This window comes from Pseudonocardia asaccharolytica DSM 44247 = NBRC 16224 (assembly GCF_000423625.1).
Classification (GTDB): Bacteria; Actinomycetota; Actinomycetes; order Mycobacteriales; family Pseudonocardiaceae; genus Pseudonocardia; species Pseudonocardia asaccharolytica.
The window spans coordinates 100,796-117,375 of record NZ_AUII01000003.1 but is presented as its reverse complement, the minus strand read 5'-3'; the positions used below and the strand labels follow the sequence as shown (position 1 = coordinate 117,375).

Here is a 16,580-nt window from a genome sequence, read left to right as displayed (position 1 = left end):
CGGTGACCGGGACGCCGATCAGGTCCCGGGGTTGGACCCCATCGCCAGCTTGGCGAGCAGTTCCCGAGCCTTCTCGGCATTGCGGGGCTGGCAGAGCACGTCGTAGCGGCCAGCGACCATCTGGCTGGCCGAGGTGAAGTCGCGGCGACCGCGGCTCGCGCCGTAACCGACGGCGGCGAAGACCAGACCGAACAGCAGACCGCTGGCCAGGCCGACCAGGATCGGACCCAGTGGGCTGGCAGCGGTGGTGAACAGGCCGAGCAGCAGGCCGACGAACAGGCCGAACCAGGCGCCGGACGCGGCACCGGACAGCAGCACCCGGCCCCAGGTCAGCCGTCCGATGACGCGTTCGACGAGCATCAGGTCGACGCCGACGATCGTGACGTCGCGAACCGGGAAATCGCTGTCGGCCAGATGGTCGACGGCCCGCTGTGCCTCCGCATAGGTGGCGTAGGAGCCGACCGGCCACCCGGTCGGCGGAGTGGGAAGGTTGGGTAGCCCTGGCGCAGTTCGCGCGGGGCCCCCGAACGGGGTGGTCACGGCCGTCTCCTTGGAATCGGAACGCCTGGGCATCAGGCGTCCACATCATGCCAACGGATGCAGGTGCGCCGCAGTGCCCACTCGCAATCATCGCGAGCGGGACGAACGATCCGCGGCCCGATACCGCGAGGTCACCCGGGGCCGTGAGTGCGTAACAGTGTTCTGACACTGTTACGCACTCACAGGGTCAGGTGCGCTGCCTGTACTCCCGCAGCAGGCCGCGGCTGATGATCGTCTTTTGGATCTCCGAGGTGCCCTCGCCGATCAGCAGGAACGGCGCCTCCCGCATCAGCCGCTCGATCTCGTACTCCTTGGAGTAGCCGTAACCGCCGTGGATGCGGAAGGCCTCCTGGGTAACCTCCGCGCAGTACTCGCTGGCGAGCAGCTTGGCCATCCCGGCCTCGACGTCGTTGCGGTTGCCGGAGTCTTTCAGCCGCGCGGCGTTGACCATCATCAGGTGCGCCGCCTCGACCTTGGTGGCCATCTCGGCGAGCTTGAAGGCGACGGCCTGGTGCTCGGCGATCGGCTTGCCGAACGTGCTGCGCTGCTGTGCGTACTCGACCGCCAGTTCGAAGGCGCGGATCGAGATACCGCAGGCGCGGGCGGCGACGTTGACGCGGCCGACCTCGACGCCGTCCATCATCTGGGCGAAACCGGCGCCCCGCTTGCCGCCGAGGATCTGCCCTGCGGGCACCCGGTGACCCTTGAACACCATCTCGGTGGTGTCCACGCCCTTGTAGCCCATCTTGTCGATCTTGCCGGGCACGATGAGTCCGGGCGCGACCTCGCCATAGCCGGTGGGCTTGTCCACGAGGAACGTGGTGAGGTTCTGGTACGGCTTCGCCGCCCCCTCGTCGGTGCGGACCAGCACCGCGGTGAGGTTGGAGGTGCCGCCGTTGGTCAGCCACATCTTGGTGCCGTCGATCACGAACTCGTCACCGTCCGACACGGCCTTCGTCTTGATCGCGGCGACGTCGGAGCCGAGGTCGGGCTCGGACATGGAGAACGAGCCGCGCACCTCGCCGGTGGCCATCCTCGGCAGGTAGCGCTGCTTCTGCTCGGGCGTGCCGTGCTGGTTGATCATGTACGCCACGATGAAATGCGTGTTGATCACACCGGAGACGCTCATCCAGCCCCGCGCGATCTGCTCCACGACCAGCGCGTAGGTGAGCAACGACTCGCCGAGCCCGCCGTACTCCTCCGGGATGGTGAGGCCGAACAGCCCCATCTCCTTCATCCCGTCGACGATGTCCTGGGGGTAGGTGTCGGCGTGCTCGAGCGCCGTCGCGTGCGGAAGGATCTCCTTGTCCACGAATGTGCGGACGGTGGACAGGATCTCCTGCTGGATCTCGGTCAGACCGGCGGTCTGGGCGAGCCGGGCCATGGTGGTTCCTCCTGAGGGCGGTCGGCGACGGGTGGTCGTGCGCGGTAAGTGGTACTCCGGCACCAGCTGCCGCGCACGTGCTCACTCGGCAGGTGGGGTCCAGCGGTCGGTGCGCTGCATGCCGGCCGCGCGGCCCTTGCTCGCGATGACCAGGGCCATCTTGCGACTGGCCTCGTCGATCATCTCGTCGCCCAGCATCGCCGCGCCGCGCGCCCCGCCCGCCGCGGAGGTGTAGTACTCGTAGGCGTCGAGGATGTTCTCGGCGTGGTCGTAGTCGGACTGGGCCGGGGAGAACGTCTCGTTCGCCGCGTCGATCTGGCCGGGATGCAGCACCCACTTGCCGTCGAAGCCGAGCGCGGCCGAGCGGCCGGCCACCCTGCGGAACCCGTCCACGTCCTTGATCTGCAGGTACGGGCCGTCGATGGCCTGCTTGTCGTGTGCGCGCGCGGCCATCAGGATGCTCATCAAGATGTGGTGGTAGGCGTCGCCCACGTCGTAGCCGGGCGGCTGCTCGCCGACCACCAGCGAGCGCATGTTGATCGAGGCCATGAAGTCGGCGGGGCCGAAGATGATCGTCTCGACGCGCGGGGACGCCGTGGCGATCGCGTTGACGTTGGTCAGCCCCAGCGCGTTCTCGATCTGCGCCTCGATACCGATGCGGCCGACCTCGTAGCCCATGGTCTTCTCGATCTGGGTCAGCAGCAGATCCAGCGCGACGACCTGCTCGGGCGTCTGGACCTTCGGCAGCATGATCGCGTCGAGGTTGGCCCCGGCGCCCTCCACGACCTCCGTGACGTCGCGGTAGGTCCATTCGGTGGTCCAGTCGTTGATCCGGACGACCCGGATCCGGTCGCCCCAGCCGCCCTCGTTCAGGGCGGCCACGATCGTCTTGCGCGCATCGGCCTTGGCCAGCGGGGCGCAGGCGTCCTCCAGGTCGAGGAAGACCTGGTCGGCGGGCAGGGTGCGGGCCTTGTCGATGAACTTCTGGCTCGATCCCGGCACTGCGAGGCAGGAACGGCGGGCGCGATTGGGCGTGCTCACAGGGAAACTCCTCGTCGAGGTCGGCGCGGGTTCCCAGAATGCTGGCACGTCCGCGCCGCGGTGGCGCCACAGGGTGATTGGTTTCTCACCCAGCCGAGGTGAGCGGCCGTTACCCGGCAGTACCGCCGGGCGGAACGGCCACCAGCTCGCCCTGGGACACCGCGACCACCCCGCCACCGACCCAGGTCTCGGTCGCGCGGCCCGCCCGCGCGCGCACCCGGACGTGCAGCGTCGACGGCCGGCCGATCTCGGCGCCCTGGGCGATGGTGAAGCTCGATTCGCCCTCGGGTTCGAGCAGCCCGCGGTCGACGAGGAACACCGCGAGCGCGACCGCGGCCGAACCGGTCGCCGGATCCTCCGGCACCCCCGCACCGGGCGCGAACATCCGCAGGTGGACGCGCTCGCACCCCTGGTCGGCGTGGAAGACGACGAGCCCGGTCACCCCCTCGGTCTGCGCCCGCACGGCGGCGTCGTCGCAGACCGCACCGGCCACCGCGTCCGGACGCACCGGCAGGAAGACGTACGGCACCCCCGCCGAGGCGACGCCCGCGGCCGCCGCACCGTCGATGTCGTCGAGCCCCAGCCCGACCGCAGCGGCCAGCAGCGCGGCGTCGGCGTCGTCGCCGACCTCGACCGCGCCACCGCGGATATGCGCCCCGACGGCGTCGATGCGGGCGGGAAGCAGGCCCGCGCCGCACTCCTGCACGACCTCGCCGCCGCCGATCACCCCGTCCCTGGCCAGCACCCACGCCGCGCCCACGCTCGGATGCCCGGCGAAGGGCAGCTCGACGGCCGGGGTGAAGATCCGCACCCGGTAGTCGGCCCCGGGGAGCGTCGGGCGCAGCGGGAAAACGGTCTCGGACAGCGAGAACTCGGCGGCGATCGCCTGCATGGCCGCGGCGTCCAACGGTGGGTCCAGCTCGTCGGCCCCGTGTACGACGGCCAGCGGGTTGCCGGCGTACGGCCGCTCGGTGAACACGTCGACGACGTCGAATCGAAGGTTCCGCACCGCGTTGACCCTAGAGTGACGTGCGCAGACGCGCGCACCCGGCGGTCCTAGGCTGTGACCATGGGCACGGCGCAGGTGTTCGTGGCCCGCATGGTGGGTCTGGCCGTCATGGGGCCCGGGGGCGAGCGGATCGGCAAGGTCCGTGACGTCGTGATCTCGCTGCGGGTCGATCCGAACCCGCCGCGGGTGCTCGGGCTCGTCGTCGAGCTGGTCACCCGGCGGCGGATCTTCGTGCCGATGTTGCGGGTCACCAGCATCGACGTCGAGGCGGTCACGCTGGCCACCGGCTCGGTGAGCCTGCGCGGGTTCCGTCAGCGCCCGAACGAGGCGCTGCTCGTCGGCCAGGTGATCGACGCTCCGGTGCGGCTCGCCGACTCCGGCGAGGAGGTCGTCGTCGTCGATGCGGCGATCGAGCCGACCCGCTCCCGCGACTGGGTGGTCGGACGCCTCGCGGTGCGCCCGCGGCGGACCCGGCTGACCCGGCGCGGCGCGGTCAGCATCGTGGCGTGGCGGGCGGTGCGGGGGCTGACCCTGTCCGACCGGCAGGGCACCGAGGGGCTGCTCGCGGTGTTCGAGACGATGCGGGCCGCCGATGTCGCCGCGGCGCTCTCCGAGTTGCCGGTCAAGCGTCAGCACGAGGTCATCGACGCCCTCGACGACGAACGGCTGGCCGATGTGTTCGAGGAGCTGTCGGAGTCCGATCAGCGGCAGCTGCTGGGTCACCTGGGCGCCGAGCGCGCCGCCGACGTGCTCGGCGCGATGGCCCCCGACGACGCGGCCGATCTGCTCGGGGAGCTGCCCGCCTACGAGTCCGACCGGCTGCTTGCCCTGATGGAGCCGGAGGAGTCGGCACCGGTCCGCAGGCTGCTGCGGTACTCGGCCGACACCGCGGGCGGGCTGATGACCCCCGAACCGATCATCCTTCGCCCCGATGCCACCGTCGCCGAGGCGCTCGCGCACATCCGTAACCCGGACATCCCGGCCGCGCTGGCGAGCATGGCGTTCGTCTGCCGGCCCCCGACGGAGACGCCGACCGGGCCCTATCTCGGTTGCGTGCACGCCCAGCGGTTGTTGCGGGAGGCGCCGTTCGAGCTGGTGGCGGGCCTGGTCGACAGCGAGCTCGCGCAGCTGTCACCGGATGCGACGCTCGCCCAGATCACCCGTTACTTCGCGGCCTACAACCTCGTCGCGGGCCCGGTCGTCGACGCCGGGGAACATCTGCTCGGCGCGGTCACCGTCGACGACGTGCTCGACCACCTGCTGCCCCGGGGCTGGCGCGACGAGCTGACCGAACCGATCGGGGGTGTCGTCGGAGGCCTCGGCACGGGACATCCGGACCGCGGGGACGGCCACCGCCACGGCGCCGTGAACGAGCCCGCGAGAGGTAGGGACCATGCCTGAGCTGCGCACCCGTCGCAGGCTCGACCAGCCGCGCCTCGGCAGGCGCAGGCTCGATGTGGATCCGGAGGAGTTTGCGCGGTTGTCCGAGCGAGCCGCCCGGTTCCTCGGTACCGGCCGCTACCTGGCGATCCAGACCGTGCTCGTCGTGGTGTGGATCGCATTGAACCTGTTTGCGGTGTCGCTGCGCTGGGACCCCTACCCGTTCATCCTGCTCAACCTCGCGTTCTCCACCCAGGCCGCCTATGCGGCGCCGCTGATCCTGCTGGCGCAGAACCGGCAGGACGACCGGGACCGGATCTCGCTCGACGAGGACCGCAGGCGCGCCGAGCGGACCAAGGCCGACACCGAGTACCTGGCCCGGGAGCTCGCCGCGCTGCGACTCGCGGTGGGCGAGGTCGCGACCCGCGACTACCTGCGCGGGGAGCTGGAGAAGCTCGCCGAACGGATCGGCGCGGAGCGGGCCGACGGATCCGGACGGGCCGCGGACCGGGTCGAGCGGGGCGCAGGCCGGGGCCGGGGGGTCAATCGACCAGCCGGCGACTGATCCGTTCCAGCGCAGCCAGATCGTCGGCGTTCAACCGGTCGGCGAAATGCGTCACCACGCCGGCGAGATGGGTCCGGGACGCGATGCGCAGCCGGTTCAGACCCGCCTCGGTGAGGATGGCCGCGACCCCGCGGCCATCGTTCTCCACCGCGCTGCGGCGGACCAGCCCGACTCGCTCCAGCCGATCGACGATCCGGGTCACCCCCGACCGCGACAGCAACACGGCGGCGGCCAGCTCGGTCATCCGCAGGGTGCGCCGGGGCGCCTCGGCAAGCTGCACCAGCACGTCGTAGGAAGCCAGCGACAACCGCTGCTCCGCGACCAACTCGGTCTCCAGGGTGCGGGTGATCGTGGCATGGGCCCGCAGAAAGGCCCGCCACGAGGCGAGCTGTTCCTTGTCGGGTACCCGACGCCGACCCCCCGGCACAGCCGCCCGGGATTGCCCCGTGGCGGCCTCGGCGATGTTCGTCACGAGGTCAGATGCTACGGCGACCAGGTGGGTGCGGACACGCACGTAGCATGGACGAACAGGTGGCGGCCCAGCGGCCGCCCATATCGACGTCACAGGAAGGTCCAGCGGAGAACCCTGATGTCCGTCATCGGAAACACCCATTCCAGCTCTGTCGTGCAGGCCGTCCGGGCCGCCCTGGCGAAGGTCGATGACCCCGAGATCCACAAGCCGATCACCGAGCTCGGCATGGTGAAGGATGTCACGGTCTCCCCGGACGGCGTCGCGCATGTCGGGGTCTATCTCACCGTCGCGGGCTGCCCCATGCGGGAGACGATCACTTCCCGGGTCACCACCGCGGTGTCCGCCGTCCCCGGCGTCCGGGCCGTGGAAGTCGATCTCGACGTGATGAGCGACGAGCAGCGCACCGCGCTGCGCCGCAGTCTGCGCGGCGATGTCGAGGAGCCGGTCATCCCGTTCGCCCAGCCGGGCTCGCTGACCCGGGTGTACTGCGTGGCGTCCGGCAAGGGCGGGGTCGGCAAGTCGTCGGTCACGGTCAACCTGGCCGCCGCGATGGCCGCCCGCGGGCTGCACGTCGGCGTCGTCGACGCCGATATCTACGGCCATTCGGTGCCGCGGATGCTGGGCACCGCGGCGCGCCCGACCAAGGTCGAGAACATGATCATGCCGCCGCAGGCGCATGACGTGAAGGTCATCTCGATCGGGATGTTCGTCGAGGGCAACACGCCGGTGGTGTGGCGGGGCCCGATGCTGCACCGCGCGCTGCAGCAGTTCCTCGCGGACGTCTACTGGGGCGACCTGGACGTGCTGCTGCTGGATCTGCCCCCGGGCACCGGCGATATCGCGATCTCCACCGCGCAGCTGATCCCGAACGCCGAGTTGCTCGTGGTCACCACCCCGCAGCAGGCCGCGGCCGAGGTCGCCGAGCGCGCGGGCGCGATCGCGCTGCAGACCCGGCAGCGGCTGGCCGGCGTCGTGGAGAACATGTCGTGGATGGAACTGCCCGACGGCACCCGGATGGAGGTCTTCGGCGCGGGCGGCGGCCAGACCGTGGCCGACTCGCTGAGCCGCGCGCTGGGCGCCCCGGTGCCGCTGCTGGGGCAGATTCCGCTGGAGCCGCGGCTGCGTGAATGCGGCGACACCGGAACCCCGATCGTGCTGGCCGAGCCGGAGTCGGCGGCGGGCGCGGCGCTGCGTGCGGTGGCCGAGACCCTCAGCACCCGCTCGCGCGGGCTGGCCGGCAGATCGCTGAACATCGCGCCCGTGCGCGGCAAGTAGCACCCCGGCGCCACGTGCCGCGCCTGATCCCGCGGGTCAGCCGAGCACGTCCGAGACCGCCTTTGCCCACAGCCCGACGCCCTCGTCGATCTGGTCGGCGGTGACGATCAGGGGCGGAATCATCCGCACCACGTTGCCGAAGGGTCCGCAGGTCAGCAGCAGCAGGCCGTGGGCGGCCGCGGCGGCGTGGGCGCGGGTCGCGCGCTCGGGATCGGGGGCGCCCTCGGGCGTCACGAACTCGTTGCCCACCATCAAGCCGAGCCCGCGGACGTCACCGATCCGCGGATGTTCGGCGGCCACCTCGCGCATCCCGGCCAGCAGCCGGGCGCCCTGCTCGGCGGCGTTGGCGACCAGTCCCTCGGACTCGATCACCTCCAGGGTGGCCAGCGCGGCCGCGCAGGCCACGGCATTCCCACCGTAGGTACCACCCTGCGAGCCCGGCCTGGCCCGCTCCATCAGGGCGATCGGCGCAGCGATGGCCGAGAGCGGGAAGCCGCTGGCCAGACCCTTGGCGGTGATCAAGATATCCGGGACGACGCCGGCCGTGTGCTGGTGGCCCCAGAACTTCCCGGTCCGCCCGAAACCGGTCTGCACCTCGTCGGCGATGAGCAGGATGCCGTGCCGGTCCGCGCGTTCCCGCAGCCCGGTGAGGAACTTCGGCGGGGTCGGCACGTAGCCGCCCTCCCCCAGCACCGGCTCGATGACGAACGCGGCGACGTCGGCCGCTGGGGCGCTGGTGACCAGGATCCGGTCGAGCTCGCGCAGGGCGAAGTCGGTGGCCTGCTGCTCGCTCCAGCCGTAGCGGAACGCGTACGGGAACGGCGCGAACGCGACCCCGCCCATGAGCGGACCGATCCCGGCGCGGATCTTGGCGCCGGACGTGGTGAGCGCGGCCGCACCCATCGTGCGCCCGTGGAAGCCGCCGTCGAACGCGACGATGAGCTGGCGGCCGGTGGCGTGCCGGGCCAGCCGCACCGAGGCCTCGACGGCCTCGCTGCCGGAGTTGAGGAAGAAGACGCTGTCCAGGCCGGCGGGCAGTACGTCGCCGAGGCGTTCGGACAGGCGCAGCAACGGCTGGTGCATGACGGTCGTGTACTGGCCGTGGATGAGCGTGCCGACCTGCTCCTGCGCGGCGGCGACGACCTTCGGGTGGCAGTGCCCGGTGCTGGTGACGCCGATACCTGCGGTGAAGTCGAGGTGGCGACGGCCGTCGGTGTCGTAGAGGTAGACGCCCTTGCCGCTGGCCACCTGGACGGGTGTGGCCTGGGTGAGGACCGGGGACAGCTGTGCCATGACGCGGGCTCCCGACAATCGGAGTCTGTCGAGTTGTCGACTTGTCGACAATCTCTCGATCGCCCCGATCGAACCATGCGTCCCGGCGGCGGGCAAGGGGGGCCGGCTCAGGCGGGCAGGGCGGGCAGGTTGCCGTCCGGTGCGCCCTCGCTGAGGTCGGCGCCGTCGAGGATGCGCGCGACCGCGTCGGCCATATGCGCCTCCAGGGTCGCGACCAGCCGGTCGGTGTCCCCGTCGCGCACCGCGTCGCGCAGGATCCGGTGCTCGGCGACCAGGTCGGCCGCGGGCGGGGCGGTCCGCTGCAGCGCGGCGAGGCACATTCGAGTCTCCACCAGCAAGGCATCGGCCATCCGGCGCAGCCGCGGACTGCCGGCGGCGGCGACGAACTCGTGGTGGAACCGGTGGTCCGCATCGGCCAGCGCGACCGCGTCGCCCGCCGCGGCGGCGGCCTCCATCGTGGCGAGCGCGGCCGTCAGCCGCAGCGTGGCGCTCTCCCGGTCCCCCGCCAGTATGAGCAACGCCGCCGCACGTTCGACGGCGGTTCGGGCGATGTAGACGTCGCGGACGTCGTCCGCGGCGAGATCGCGGACGAACAACCCGCGGTGCCGCTCGCTGCGCAGCAGACCCTCCGCGACGAGCCGCTGCATCGCCTCCCGCAGCGGTCCCCGGCTCACCCCCAGCCGGGTCGCCAGCTCGACCTCACCCAGCTGGGTCCCGGGCGGGAAGCTGCCGCGCATGATGGCCTGCCGGAGCCGGTCCGCGACGATCGCCGCCGTGGACCGACGGCTCACCGGCTCCAGATCTTCGAGGTCCAGCCCCATCGGTACCTCTCCTCACTCGGTTCGGCCGCTCGCGAACAGCCGGCCCAGTCCCGGGCGGGCACGGTCGGCGCCGGCCAGCCGCAGCCCCTGCCACACGGTCACCTGGTTCGCGGTGAGCACCGGCTTGCCGACGCGGGCGTCGAGGTCGTCCAGCAACCCGATGGTGTGCAGCGCGGTATCGGGCAGCAGCACGGCCTGCGCGTCGGCGTGGTCGGCGGCCGCGGCGAAGCCGAGCACGTCGCCGGCGGGCAGCGTGCCCACCTCCGCGGCGGTGATGATCCCCCGCGCCGACAGCGACAGCACCCTGATCCCGGCTCTGCCGAGGAACTCGGCGAACCGCTCGGCGATGTCGTCGGGATAGGTGGCGCCGACCGCGACCCGGGTGACGCCGAGTCGTCGACAGGCCTCGACGAACGCGAACGAGGTGCTCGACGCCGGCGCTCCGGCCGCCGCCGCCAGCGCCTCGGCCTGCGCCGATGCGCCGTCCCAGCCGAAGACGAAGCTGCCCGACGTGCAGGCCCAGACGATCGCGTCCAGCGGCGCCGCGGTCGCGGTCAGCTTGGCGGCGCCCGTCGCGAGCACCTCGTCGGATCCGATGTCGCGCAGCGCATCGACGCGATGGGCGTCCTCACCCATCTCGGTGTGCACGAGGGGCAGCCGGCTGCCGTCGCCGAGCACGGTCTCGGCGCGCGGATAGTCGTCCTCCGCGGAGTAGCCCGGATAGAGGATGCCGATGGTCGGTACCGGATCAGAGATATCAGCCATGATTGTCGACAATCCTACGGGTTACGCCGCCGACCGTCGCGGCGCGGCGGCGAGCAGCCGGCCGCCCCCCACCGCCGTACGGCCGATCGCCCGCAGCGCGGCCCACATGGTCACCTGGTTGGCCGTCAGCACCGGCTTGTCGAGGGCCCTCTCGAGCGGCTCGATGATGTCGTAGGTCGGCAGGTTCGTACAGCTGATGAACAGCGCCTCCGCGTCCGGTCGGTCGACCGCCGTCACGATCTCCACGACCTCGGCGTAGGTGACCCGCCAGATGTTGCCGAGCAGCCCGAGCCCCTGCTTCGACACGGTCTGCACCTCGTGCTCCTCGAGGTAGCTGACCAGCCGCGCGGTCACCGCCTCGATATAGGGGGTGGCGATCGCCAGCCGATGCACCCCCAGCATGCGCAGCGCATCGACGAGCGCGCCCGATGTCGTCGTCGCCTCGGGCGCACCCGCCTCCAGCATCGTGCGCCGCAGCACGAACTCGCCCTGGGTGCCGCCGACGAAGCTGCCCGACGTGCACGCGAACGTCACCGCCCCCGGCCCCGGCGTCAGCACATCGCGGGTGGCCCGGCGCAGCGCCCTGCGATCGCCGACCGCGACCGCCATCTCGACGGTCACCGGCGTGGTGAAGAACGGCAGCCGGGTGAGGTAGAGCGACACGTCGTCGGGCGCCCAGCGCCAGAGCTCGCGGTCGAGGGCGAAATCGAAGGGTGCGATGACCCCGAGGCCAGGCGGGTTGTCCGACTCCAGGTCGACAAGACCCACGGAGAGCTCGCTCGGCATCTCGCACCCCTTCCGCTAGGTCTCGGAGCGCGTTGTGAGCCGCTCGTAGACGAGGCGCTCCCCGACGCTGCCGGACCGCCACACGTCGTGGCACGCCTCGGCCATGACGTCAAGGCCCTCGACGATCGTCGCGTAGACGTTCCCGGGAACCCATCCGACATCGCCGTTGAGAAGGAGGTTGTTACGCCCGTAGAAGATGGCAAGGTCGATGACACCGGGCAGGTGATCGATGTTCTGGTCGGCCTTGAACGACTGGTCGAGCATGCCGCCGGAGAACGCGAAGTACACGACGTCGCCCGGGATCGGGGTGACCGTCGGGTTCTCGTGACCGATCTTGTCGCCGAAGCGCGGGACCATCGTGTACACCTCGTTGCGCGCGTACTTGGCGTGCTGGGCGTCGCCACCGAGCGGGAGCGCGGCCCAGACCGCGGCACAGGTGCGAGGGGCGTCCTTCTCCAGCAGTTCGGCCACGCAGGAGACACCGCGACGAGCCAACGTGATCTTCATGAGCTTCGACAAACCGAACCACCCCGCGAGCAGTGCTGATAGGCGATCGCTCCGTCCCCGCACCAGTTCCGCGGATTGTTGACAATCATACGAGCGCTTCCTAGCGTGTCAATGGTTCCGCCACACCGCCGGGAAGGACACAGTTTGCCCATTTCCGCAGGTCAGAACCGCCGTGCCGGCGGCCCCATCATCGCGGTGCTGCACGCGGCGGACCGCCCGCCCGCGCTCGCCGACCACACCGATGGCACGGAGCTTCGGTTCGCCACCGCCGACACCCTCGCCGGCGCCCTGCCCGGAGCCGAGGCCCTGTTCGTCTGGGACTTCACCTCCGACGCCGTGCGCACCGCCTGGGCCGCCGCGGACACCCTGCGCTGGGTGCACACCGCCAGCGCCGGGGTCGACCGGCTGGTCTTCCCGGGACTCGTCGACTCCGACGTCGTGCTCACCAACTCCCGCGGGGTGTTCGACACCCCCATGGCCGAGTACGTCGCGGGGCTCGTACTGGCGCTGGCCAAGGACCTCCCACGCACCCTCGCACAGCAGGCCCGCCGCGAGTGGCGGCACCGGGAGACCGAGCAGCTGGCCGGAGCGCGGGCCGTCGTCGTCGGGGGCGGACCGATCGGGCGAGCCATCGCGTCGATGCTGACCGCGATCGGGTTGCGCGTCGAACTCGTCAGCAGGCGCGCCGATCCGCCCGTGCACGGGATCGACAAGCTGGCCGGCCTGCTGCCCGACGCCGACTACCTTGTCCTCGCCGCCCCGCTCACCGAGCAGACCCGCGGCCTGCTCGACGCCGCCGCGCTGCGGCTGCTGCCCCGGAACGCGCGCGTGATCAATGTCGGCCGCGGCGCGCTGGTCGTCGAGCCGGATCTCGTCGACGCGCTGGCCGAGGGCCGGATCGCCGGCGCCGCGCTCGATGTCTTCGAGACCGAACCGCTGCCCTCCGACTCACCACTGTGGACGATGCCGAGGGTGATCGTGTCCCCGCATATGTCCGGCGACACCGTGGGGTGGCAGCACAACCTGGTCGCGCTGTTCGCCGACAACCTCGCCCGCTACCGGTCCGGACGGCCGCTGCGCAACGTCGTGGACAAGACCCGCGGGTACGTGACGACATCGGGAGCGAACCCATGAGCGCGCCGCGCACGAGCAACACCGCCGACCTGCCGGCCACCGCACTGCTGGCGGCTTACCGGACCGGCGAGCTCTCCCCGGTGGAGGCCACCCGCGATGCGCTCGAGCGCATCGAGAAGCTGGACCACGCCGTCAACGCCTACTGCCTCGTCGATGCCGAGCGGGCCATGGCGATGGCGCACGAATCGCAGGAACGCTGGCGGCGCGAGGAGCCGTGCGGGGCGCTCGACGGGGTGCCCACCTCGATCAAGGACATCCTGCTGACCATCGACTGGCCGACCCGCCGCGGGTCCCGGACGACCAGCGCCGAGGGCCCGCACCAGGTCGACGGGCCGCCCGTCGCCAGGGTCCGCGAACACGGTGCGGTGCTGCTGGGCAAGACCACGACCCCCGAGCTGGCCTGGAAGGGGGTCACGGACTCCCCGCTCACCGGCGTCACCGGCAACCCGTGGAACCCGGCGCTCACCGCCGGGGGTTCCAGCGGCGGCAGCGCCGCCGCGGTCGGGCTGGGTATGGGGGCGCTGTCGCTGGGCACCGACGGCGGCGGCTCGGTACGGATCCCGGCCGCGTTCACCGGCACCGTCGCGCACAAGCCGACCTACGGCCGGGTCGCGCACCATCCGGGGAGCCCGTTCGGCACGCTGGCCCACGTCGGGCCGATGACCCGGACCGTTGCCGACGCCGCGCTGCTGCTCGACGTCATCTCCCACTCCGACGTGCGCGACCCGTGGGCCCTGCCTGCGCTGCTCGCTCCCGCCCGGACCTGCACCGACGCGCTCGGTGACGGGGTCGCCGGGCTTCGGGTCGCGGTCAGCCCGACGCTCGGGTACGCGCGGGTCGACCCGGAGGTGGCCGCGGCGTTCGCGGCCGCCGCCGACGTTTTCGCCACCCTCGGCGCCACCGTGGAGTATGCCGATCCCGGCTTCGCCGACCCGGTCGAGCCGTTCGAGGTGCTGTGGTACGCGGGCGCCGCGAAGAGCATCGAGAGTCTCGACGCCGCCGCGAGGGCCGAGATGGACCCCGCGCTCGTGCAGATCGCCGAGCGGGGCGCGGGAATCAGCGCGCTGGACTACCTGTCCGCGATGGCGGTGCGCAATGATCTCGGCACGCTGGTGGGCGAGTTCCACCTCACCTACGACCTGCTGCTCACCCCGACCCTGCCGATCGCGGCGTTCCCGGCGGGCCGTGAGGTTCCGGATGGCTGGCCGGCGCCGCGGTGGACGTCCTGGACGCCGTTCACCTACCCGTTCAACATGACCCAGCAGCCCGCCGTCAGCGTTCCGTGCGGGTTCACCGCGGCGGGGCTGCCGGTGGGGCTGCAGATCGTCGGGCCCCGGCACACCGACGCGCGAGTGCTGGCGGCCGCGCACGCCTACGAGCAGGCCACCGACCACCACACCCGGCGCCCACCGCTGCTCGCCTGAGCGCCGGCGCCCTCTCTCCCAGCGCGTTATGGAGCCATAACGTCGTTGGGAGCGGAGCGTTCTGCGCGTTGTGGAGCCATAACGTCGTTGGGAGCGGAGCGTTCTGCGCGTTATGGAGCCATAACGTCGTTGGGTGGCGTCGGGGTCGATCGGCGGGCGCTCGCCCGGGGCGAGGCGAGGGGCGGCCGGTCCCGTCGCCTGCGAGCCGATACCCGCGCCGTTGCCGGCCGCCCCACCGGTGGTGGAACCGTTCTGCCCCGGCGCGGGACCGTCCTCGAACAGGGTGCGACGCACGGCGGTACGCGGGTTGAAGTCGCGCAGCCCGCGCAGGTCCTCGAGGGGCCTGCGCAGCTCGTCGAACTCCGGGCCGAGCTCGTTGCGCAGCTGATCGCGGGCGCCGGTGGCGTACTCGCGCACCTGGCGGATCGCCCTGCCCAGCCAGGCGGCCGCCCCCGGGAGCCGTTCGGGGCCCAGAACGAACAACCCGACCACGAGGAGGACCAGGATCTCCGCCCAGCCGATGCTGTCGAACACGCCGCCAGCCTACCTGCGCCCCTGCTCAGCGCCGATGTCCGCGCCACGCATCCGGGCCTCAGTCGGCGGTGAGCACGGCCGTGACCGCGAGTGGCCGCCCGTCCCGGATGAGCTGGATCGACACGTTCTGCCCGGGCTCGAGCTCCCGGACCGCGACCACCAGCTCGTCCGCCCCCGCGATCGCGCGCTCCCCCACCCTGACGATCACGTCTCCCTCGACGATCCCCGCGGCCGCCGCGGCGCCGCCCTGCACGACGTTCTGCACCTGCGCGCCGTCGGTGGCTCCGTCGGTGACGGACTTGGCGTTCACCCCCAACTCGGCGTGTCTGACCACGCCGGCGCGGATGAGCTGCTCCGCGATCCGCCGGGCGTCGTCGATGGGGATCGCGAAGCCCAGCCCGATCGAGCCGCCCTCGCCCTGGCCGAGGCTGCGGATCGCGGTGTTGATCCCGACGACGGCGCCGGTCGAGTCCACCAGCGGGCCACCCGAGTTGCCCGGGTTGATCGCGGCGTCGGTCTGGATGGCGTCGATGACGGCGTCGCCGGTGTTGCCCCCGCCGTCGAGCCGGACCGGGCGGTCGACCGCGCTGACGATGCCGTCGGTCACCGTGCCGGCCAGACCGAGCGGGGAGCCGACGGCAAGGACCGCGTCCCCGACGGCGAGCGCGCCCGAAGAGCCGATCTGCGCGACCGTCGGGTTCGCGACGGCGACCTTGACCACGGCCAGGTCCGTCTTCGGATCGCGCCCGACGATCTGGGCGGGGGCCCGGCTGCCGTCGCTGAAGACGGCCTCGACAGTGGCCCCCGGGACCTGCGCGGCCGGCGCGACGACGTGATTGTTGGTGAGCACGTAGCCTGCCGGATCGATGACGACGCCGGAGCCGGTGCCGCCCTGGTCCCCGACCCGGATCTCGAGCGAGACCACGGCCGGGACCACCCTCGCGGCGATGGCGGCGACCGAGCCGGGCGGGCGTTCCTTGGCGTTGGTGGCCTGCGCGATCGTGGCGTCGGGCGTGGTGAGCCCCGACGCCCCCTCGGCGGTCAGCCTGCCGACCAGACCGCCGGCGGCACCGATGAGCAGCGCAACGAACGCCAGCAGCGCCAGCGCGCGCGGATGTACCCGGCGACCGAAGAGAACCTCCCGGACGCTCAGCCGCGCACCCGGACCGGACGGGGGCGGCGCGGGCACGGGCCCGGCCACGGGCGGCGGGCCGAGCTCGGCCCCGCTGCCCGGATCACGCCACGGGTCCTCCTCGGCGGGAGCGGCCGGATCGTCCCAGAACGCGGGGGGCCGGTCGGGGCCGTCCTGGCCGGGGCGTGGCGGCCGCTGCAGTGCCGCGACGTCCCCGTCGGGGCGGCCGAACGCGCTGGCCAGCGCGGCGGGTGGCGGCCCAGCCGGGGATGAGCCGGGCGCGGCCGCGCCGTTGCGGGGCGGCCGCTGCGCGAAGCCGCCGTCGACGCCCGCGGGCCGGCCGAAGGCCGAGACCTCACCAGCGTCGACGGGTGGCCGCGCCAGCGGGCGCGGACCCAGCCGCGGTGGCGCGGGCCGGTCCGGCGCGGGCGGGCCGCTCGTCGTGCCGTCCTGCTGGTCGTTCATCGCTCCTGGCTGCGGGTCGGGGACCGGATGACCAGCTTGCCGCACCGGGGGTG

16 protein-coding genes and 1 pseudogene are annotated in these 16,580 nt (G+C 72.1%); 5 read left to right on the top strand and 12 right to left on the bottom strand.

Annotated elements, in window-relative coordinates:
• Positions 1-18: 18 nt before the first annotated feature.
• From G567_RS0104615 to G567_RS0104600, 4 genes are all read right to left on the bottom strand, one after another.
• Complete coding sequence (locus tag G567_RS0104615; protein ID WP_028929050.1) at positions 19-540, bottom strand: YflT domain-containing protein; 522 nt, start codon at positions 538-540, stop codon at positions 19-21.
• A 187-nt stretch (positions 541-727) separates the two neighbouring features.
• Positions 728-1,924 (bottom strand): acyl-CoA dehydrogenase family protein, encoded by a 1,197-nt coding sequence (locus G567_RS0104610; protein WP_028929049.1) that lies wholly within the window; start codon positions 1,922-1,924, stop codon positions 728-730.
• 81 nt (positions 1,925-2,005) lie between these two features.
• A complete protein-coding gene (locus tag G567_RS0104605; RefSeq protein ID WP_028929048.1) occupies positions 2,006-2,965 on the bottom strand; it encodes an HpcH/HpaI aldolase/citrate lyase family protein in 960 nt (319 codons plus the stop codon).
• 109 nt (positions 2,966-3,074) lie between these two features.
• On the bottom strand, positions 3,075-3,974 hold the full coding sequence (locus tag G567_RS0104600; protein ID WP_028929047.1) for a PhzF family phenazine biosynthesis protein: 900 nt from the start codon (positions 3,972-3,974) through the stop codon (positions 3,075-3,077).
• A 60-nt stretch (positions 3,975-4,034) separates the two neighbouring features.
• On the opposite strand from G567_RS0104600, the gene G567_RS26810 reads away from it, so the two are divergent.
• Both G567_RS26810 and G567_RS0104590 read left to right on the top strand, forming a co-directional pair.
• Positions 4,035-5,375 (top strand): magnesium transporter MgtE N-terminal domain-containing protein, encoded by a 1,341-nt coding sequence (locus G567_RS26810; RefSeq protein WP_084795898.1) that lies wholly within the window; start codon positions 4,035-4,037, stop codon positions 5,373-5,375.
• Positions 5,368-5,919 carry a DUF1003 domain-containing protein gene (locus G567_RS0104590; protein ID WP_028929046.1) on the top strand — a complete coding sequence of 184 codons (552 nt, stop codon included), beginning with the start codon at positions 5,368-5,370 and terminating at the stop codon, positions 5,917-5,919. Before G567_RS26810 ends, G567_RS0104590 begins: the two co-directional genes overlap by 8 nt.
• On the opposite strand, the gene G567_RS0104585 is transcribed toward G567_RS0104590, so the two are convergent.
• On the bottom strand, positions 5,897-6,391 hold the full coding sequence (locus G567_RS0104585; protein WP_028929045.1) for a MarR family winged helix-turn-helix transcriptional regulator: 495 nt from the start codon (positions 6,389-6,391) through the stop codon (positions 5,897-5,899). The genes G567_RS0104590 and G567_RS0104585 overlap by 23 nt on opposite strands.
• Positions 6,392-6,508: 117 nt before the next feature.
• On the opposite strand from G567_RS0104585, the gene G567_RS0104580 reads away from it, so the two are divergent.
• The gene (locus G567_RS0104580) at positions 6,509-7,666 is read left to right on the top strand and encodes an Mrp/NBP35 family ATP-binding protein (protein WP_051232296.1); all 1,158 of its coding nucleotides are present in this window, start codon (positions 6,509-6,511) and stop codon (positions 7,664-7,666) included.
• A gap of 36 nt (positions 7,667-7,702) precedes the next feature.
• Here the strand turns inward: G567_RS0104580 and G567_RS0104575 are convergent, their stop codons facing one another.
• From G567_RS0104575 to G567_RS0104555, 5 genes are all read right to left on the bottom strand, one after another.
• Complete coding sequence (locus tag G567_RS0104575; RefSeq protein ID WP_028929043.1) at positions 7,703-8,959, bottom strand: aspartate aminotransferase family protein; 1,257 nt, start codon at positions 8,957-8,959, stop codon at positions 7,703-7,705.
• A 107-nt stretch (positions 8,960-9,066) separates the two neighbouring features.
• Positions 9,067-9,780, bottom strand: a complete 714-nt coding sequence (locus tag G567_RS26805) for a GntR family transcriptional regulator (RefSeq protein ID WP_084795864.1) — start codon at positions 9,778-9,780, stop codon at positions 9,067-9,069.
• 12 nt (positions 9,781-9,792) lie between these two features.
• The gene (locus tag G567_RS0104565; RefSeq protein WP_037055881.1) at positions 9,793-10,545 is read right to left on the bottom strand and encodes a maleate cis-trans isomerase family protein; all 753 of its coding nucleotides are present in this window, start codon (positions 10,543-10,545) and stop codon (positions 9,793-9,795) included.
• A 21-nt stretch (positions 10,546-10,566) separates the two neighbouring features.
• Positions 10,567-11,331 carry a maleate cis-trans isomerase family protein gene (locus tag G567_RS0104560; protein ID WP_028929041.1) on the bottom strand — a complete coding sequence of 255 codons (765 nt, stop codon included), beginning with the start codon at positions 11,329-11,331 and terminating at the stop codon, positions 10,567-10,569.
• A 15-nt stretch (positions 11,332-11,346) separates the two neighbouring features.
• A complete protein-coding gene (locus G567_RS0104555) occupies positions 11,347-11,838 on the bottom strand; it encodes a DUF3830 family protein (protein ID WP_028929040.1) in 492 nt (163 codons plus the stop codon).
• A gap of 144 nt (positions 11,839-11,982) precedes the next feature.
• Between G567_RS0104555 and G567_RS0104550 the strand changes: the two genes are divergently transcribed.
• Positions 11,983-12,972 carry a D-2-hydroxyacid dehydrogenase gene (locus G567_RS0104550; RefSeq protein WP_051232294.1) on the top strand — a complete coding sequence of 330 codons (990 nt, stop codon included), beginning with the start codon at positions 11,983-11,985 and terminating at the stop codon, positions 12,970-12,972.
• A complete protein-coding gene (locus G567_RS0104545; protein ID WP_037055879.1) occupies positions 12,969-14,396 on the top strand; it encodes an amidase in 1,428 nt (475 codons plus the stop codon). Before G567_RS0104550 ends, G567_RS0104545 begins: the two co-directional genes overlap by 4 nt.
• 132 nt (positions 14,397-14,528) lie before the next feature.
• Here G567_RS0104545 and tatB read toward each other — a convergent pair.
• Both tatB and G567_RS0104535 read right to left on the bottom strand, forming a co-directional pair.
• A pseudogene (gene tatB / locus G567_RS32790) lies at positions 14,529-14,930 on the bottom strand (Sec-independent protein translocase protein TatB); the annotation flags it as partial.
• A 58-nt stretch (positions 14,931-14,988) separates the two neighbouring features.
• Positions 14,989-16,527 (bottom strand): S1C family serine protease, encoded by a 1,539-nt coding sequence (locus G567_RS0104535; protein ID WP_037055876.1) that lies wholly within the window; start codon positions 16,525-16,527, stop codon positions 14,989-14,991.
• Positions 16,528-16,580: the final 53 nt, after the last annotated feature.

What these genes read in the sequence shown, in the direction of transcription:
- G567_RS0104610 (WP_028929049.1), bottom strand. Translation starts at nt 1,924, where the DNA reads ATGGCCCGGCTCGCCCAGACCGCCGGTCTGACCGAGATCCAGCAGGAG.
- G567_RS26810 (WP_084795898.1), top strand. Translation starts at nt 4,035, where the DNA reads ATGGGCACGGCGCAGGTGTTCGTGGCCCGCATGGTGGGTCTGGCCGTC.
- G567_RS0104590 (WP_028929046.1), top strand. Translation starts at nt 5,368, where the DNA reads ATGCCTGAGCTGCGCACCCGTCGCAGGCTCGACCAGCCGCGCCTCGGC.
- G567_RS0104580 (WP_051232296.1), top strand. Translation starts at nt 6,509, where the DNA reads ATGTCCGTCATCGGAAACACCCATTCCAGCTCTGTCGTGCAGGCCGTC.
- G567_RS0104575 (WP_028929043.1), bottom strand. Translation starts at nt 8,959, where the DNA reads ATGGCACAGCTGTCCCCGGTCCTCACCCAGGCCACACCCGTCCAGGTG.
- G567_RS26805 (WP_084795864.1), bottom strand. Translation starts at nt 9,780, where the DNA reads ATGGGGCTGGACCTCGAAGATCTGGAGCCGGTGAGCCGTCGGTCCACG.
- G567_RS0104565 (WP_037055881.1), bottom strand. Translation starts at nt 10,545, where the DNA reads ATGGCTGATATCTCTGATCCGGTACCGACCATCGGCATCCTCTATCCG.
- G567_RS0104560 (WP_028929041.1), bottom strand. Translation starts at nt 11,331, where the DNA reads ATGCCGAGCGAGCTCTCCGTGGGTCTTGTCGACCTGGAGTCGGACAAC.
- G567_RS0104555 (WP_028929040.1), bottom strand. Translation starts at nt 11,838, where the DNA reads ATGAAGATCACGTTGGCTCGTCGCGGTGTCTCCTGCGTGGCCGAACTG.
- G567_RS0104545 (WP_037055879.1), top strand. Translation starts at nt 12,969, where the DNA reads ATGAGCGCGCCGCGCACGAGCAACACCGCCGACCTGCCGGCCACCGCA.
- G567_RS0104535 (WP_037055876.1), bottom strand. Translation starts at nt 16,527, where the DNA reads ATGAACGACCAGCAGGACGGCACGACGAGCGGCCCGCCCGCGCCGGAC.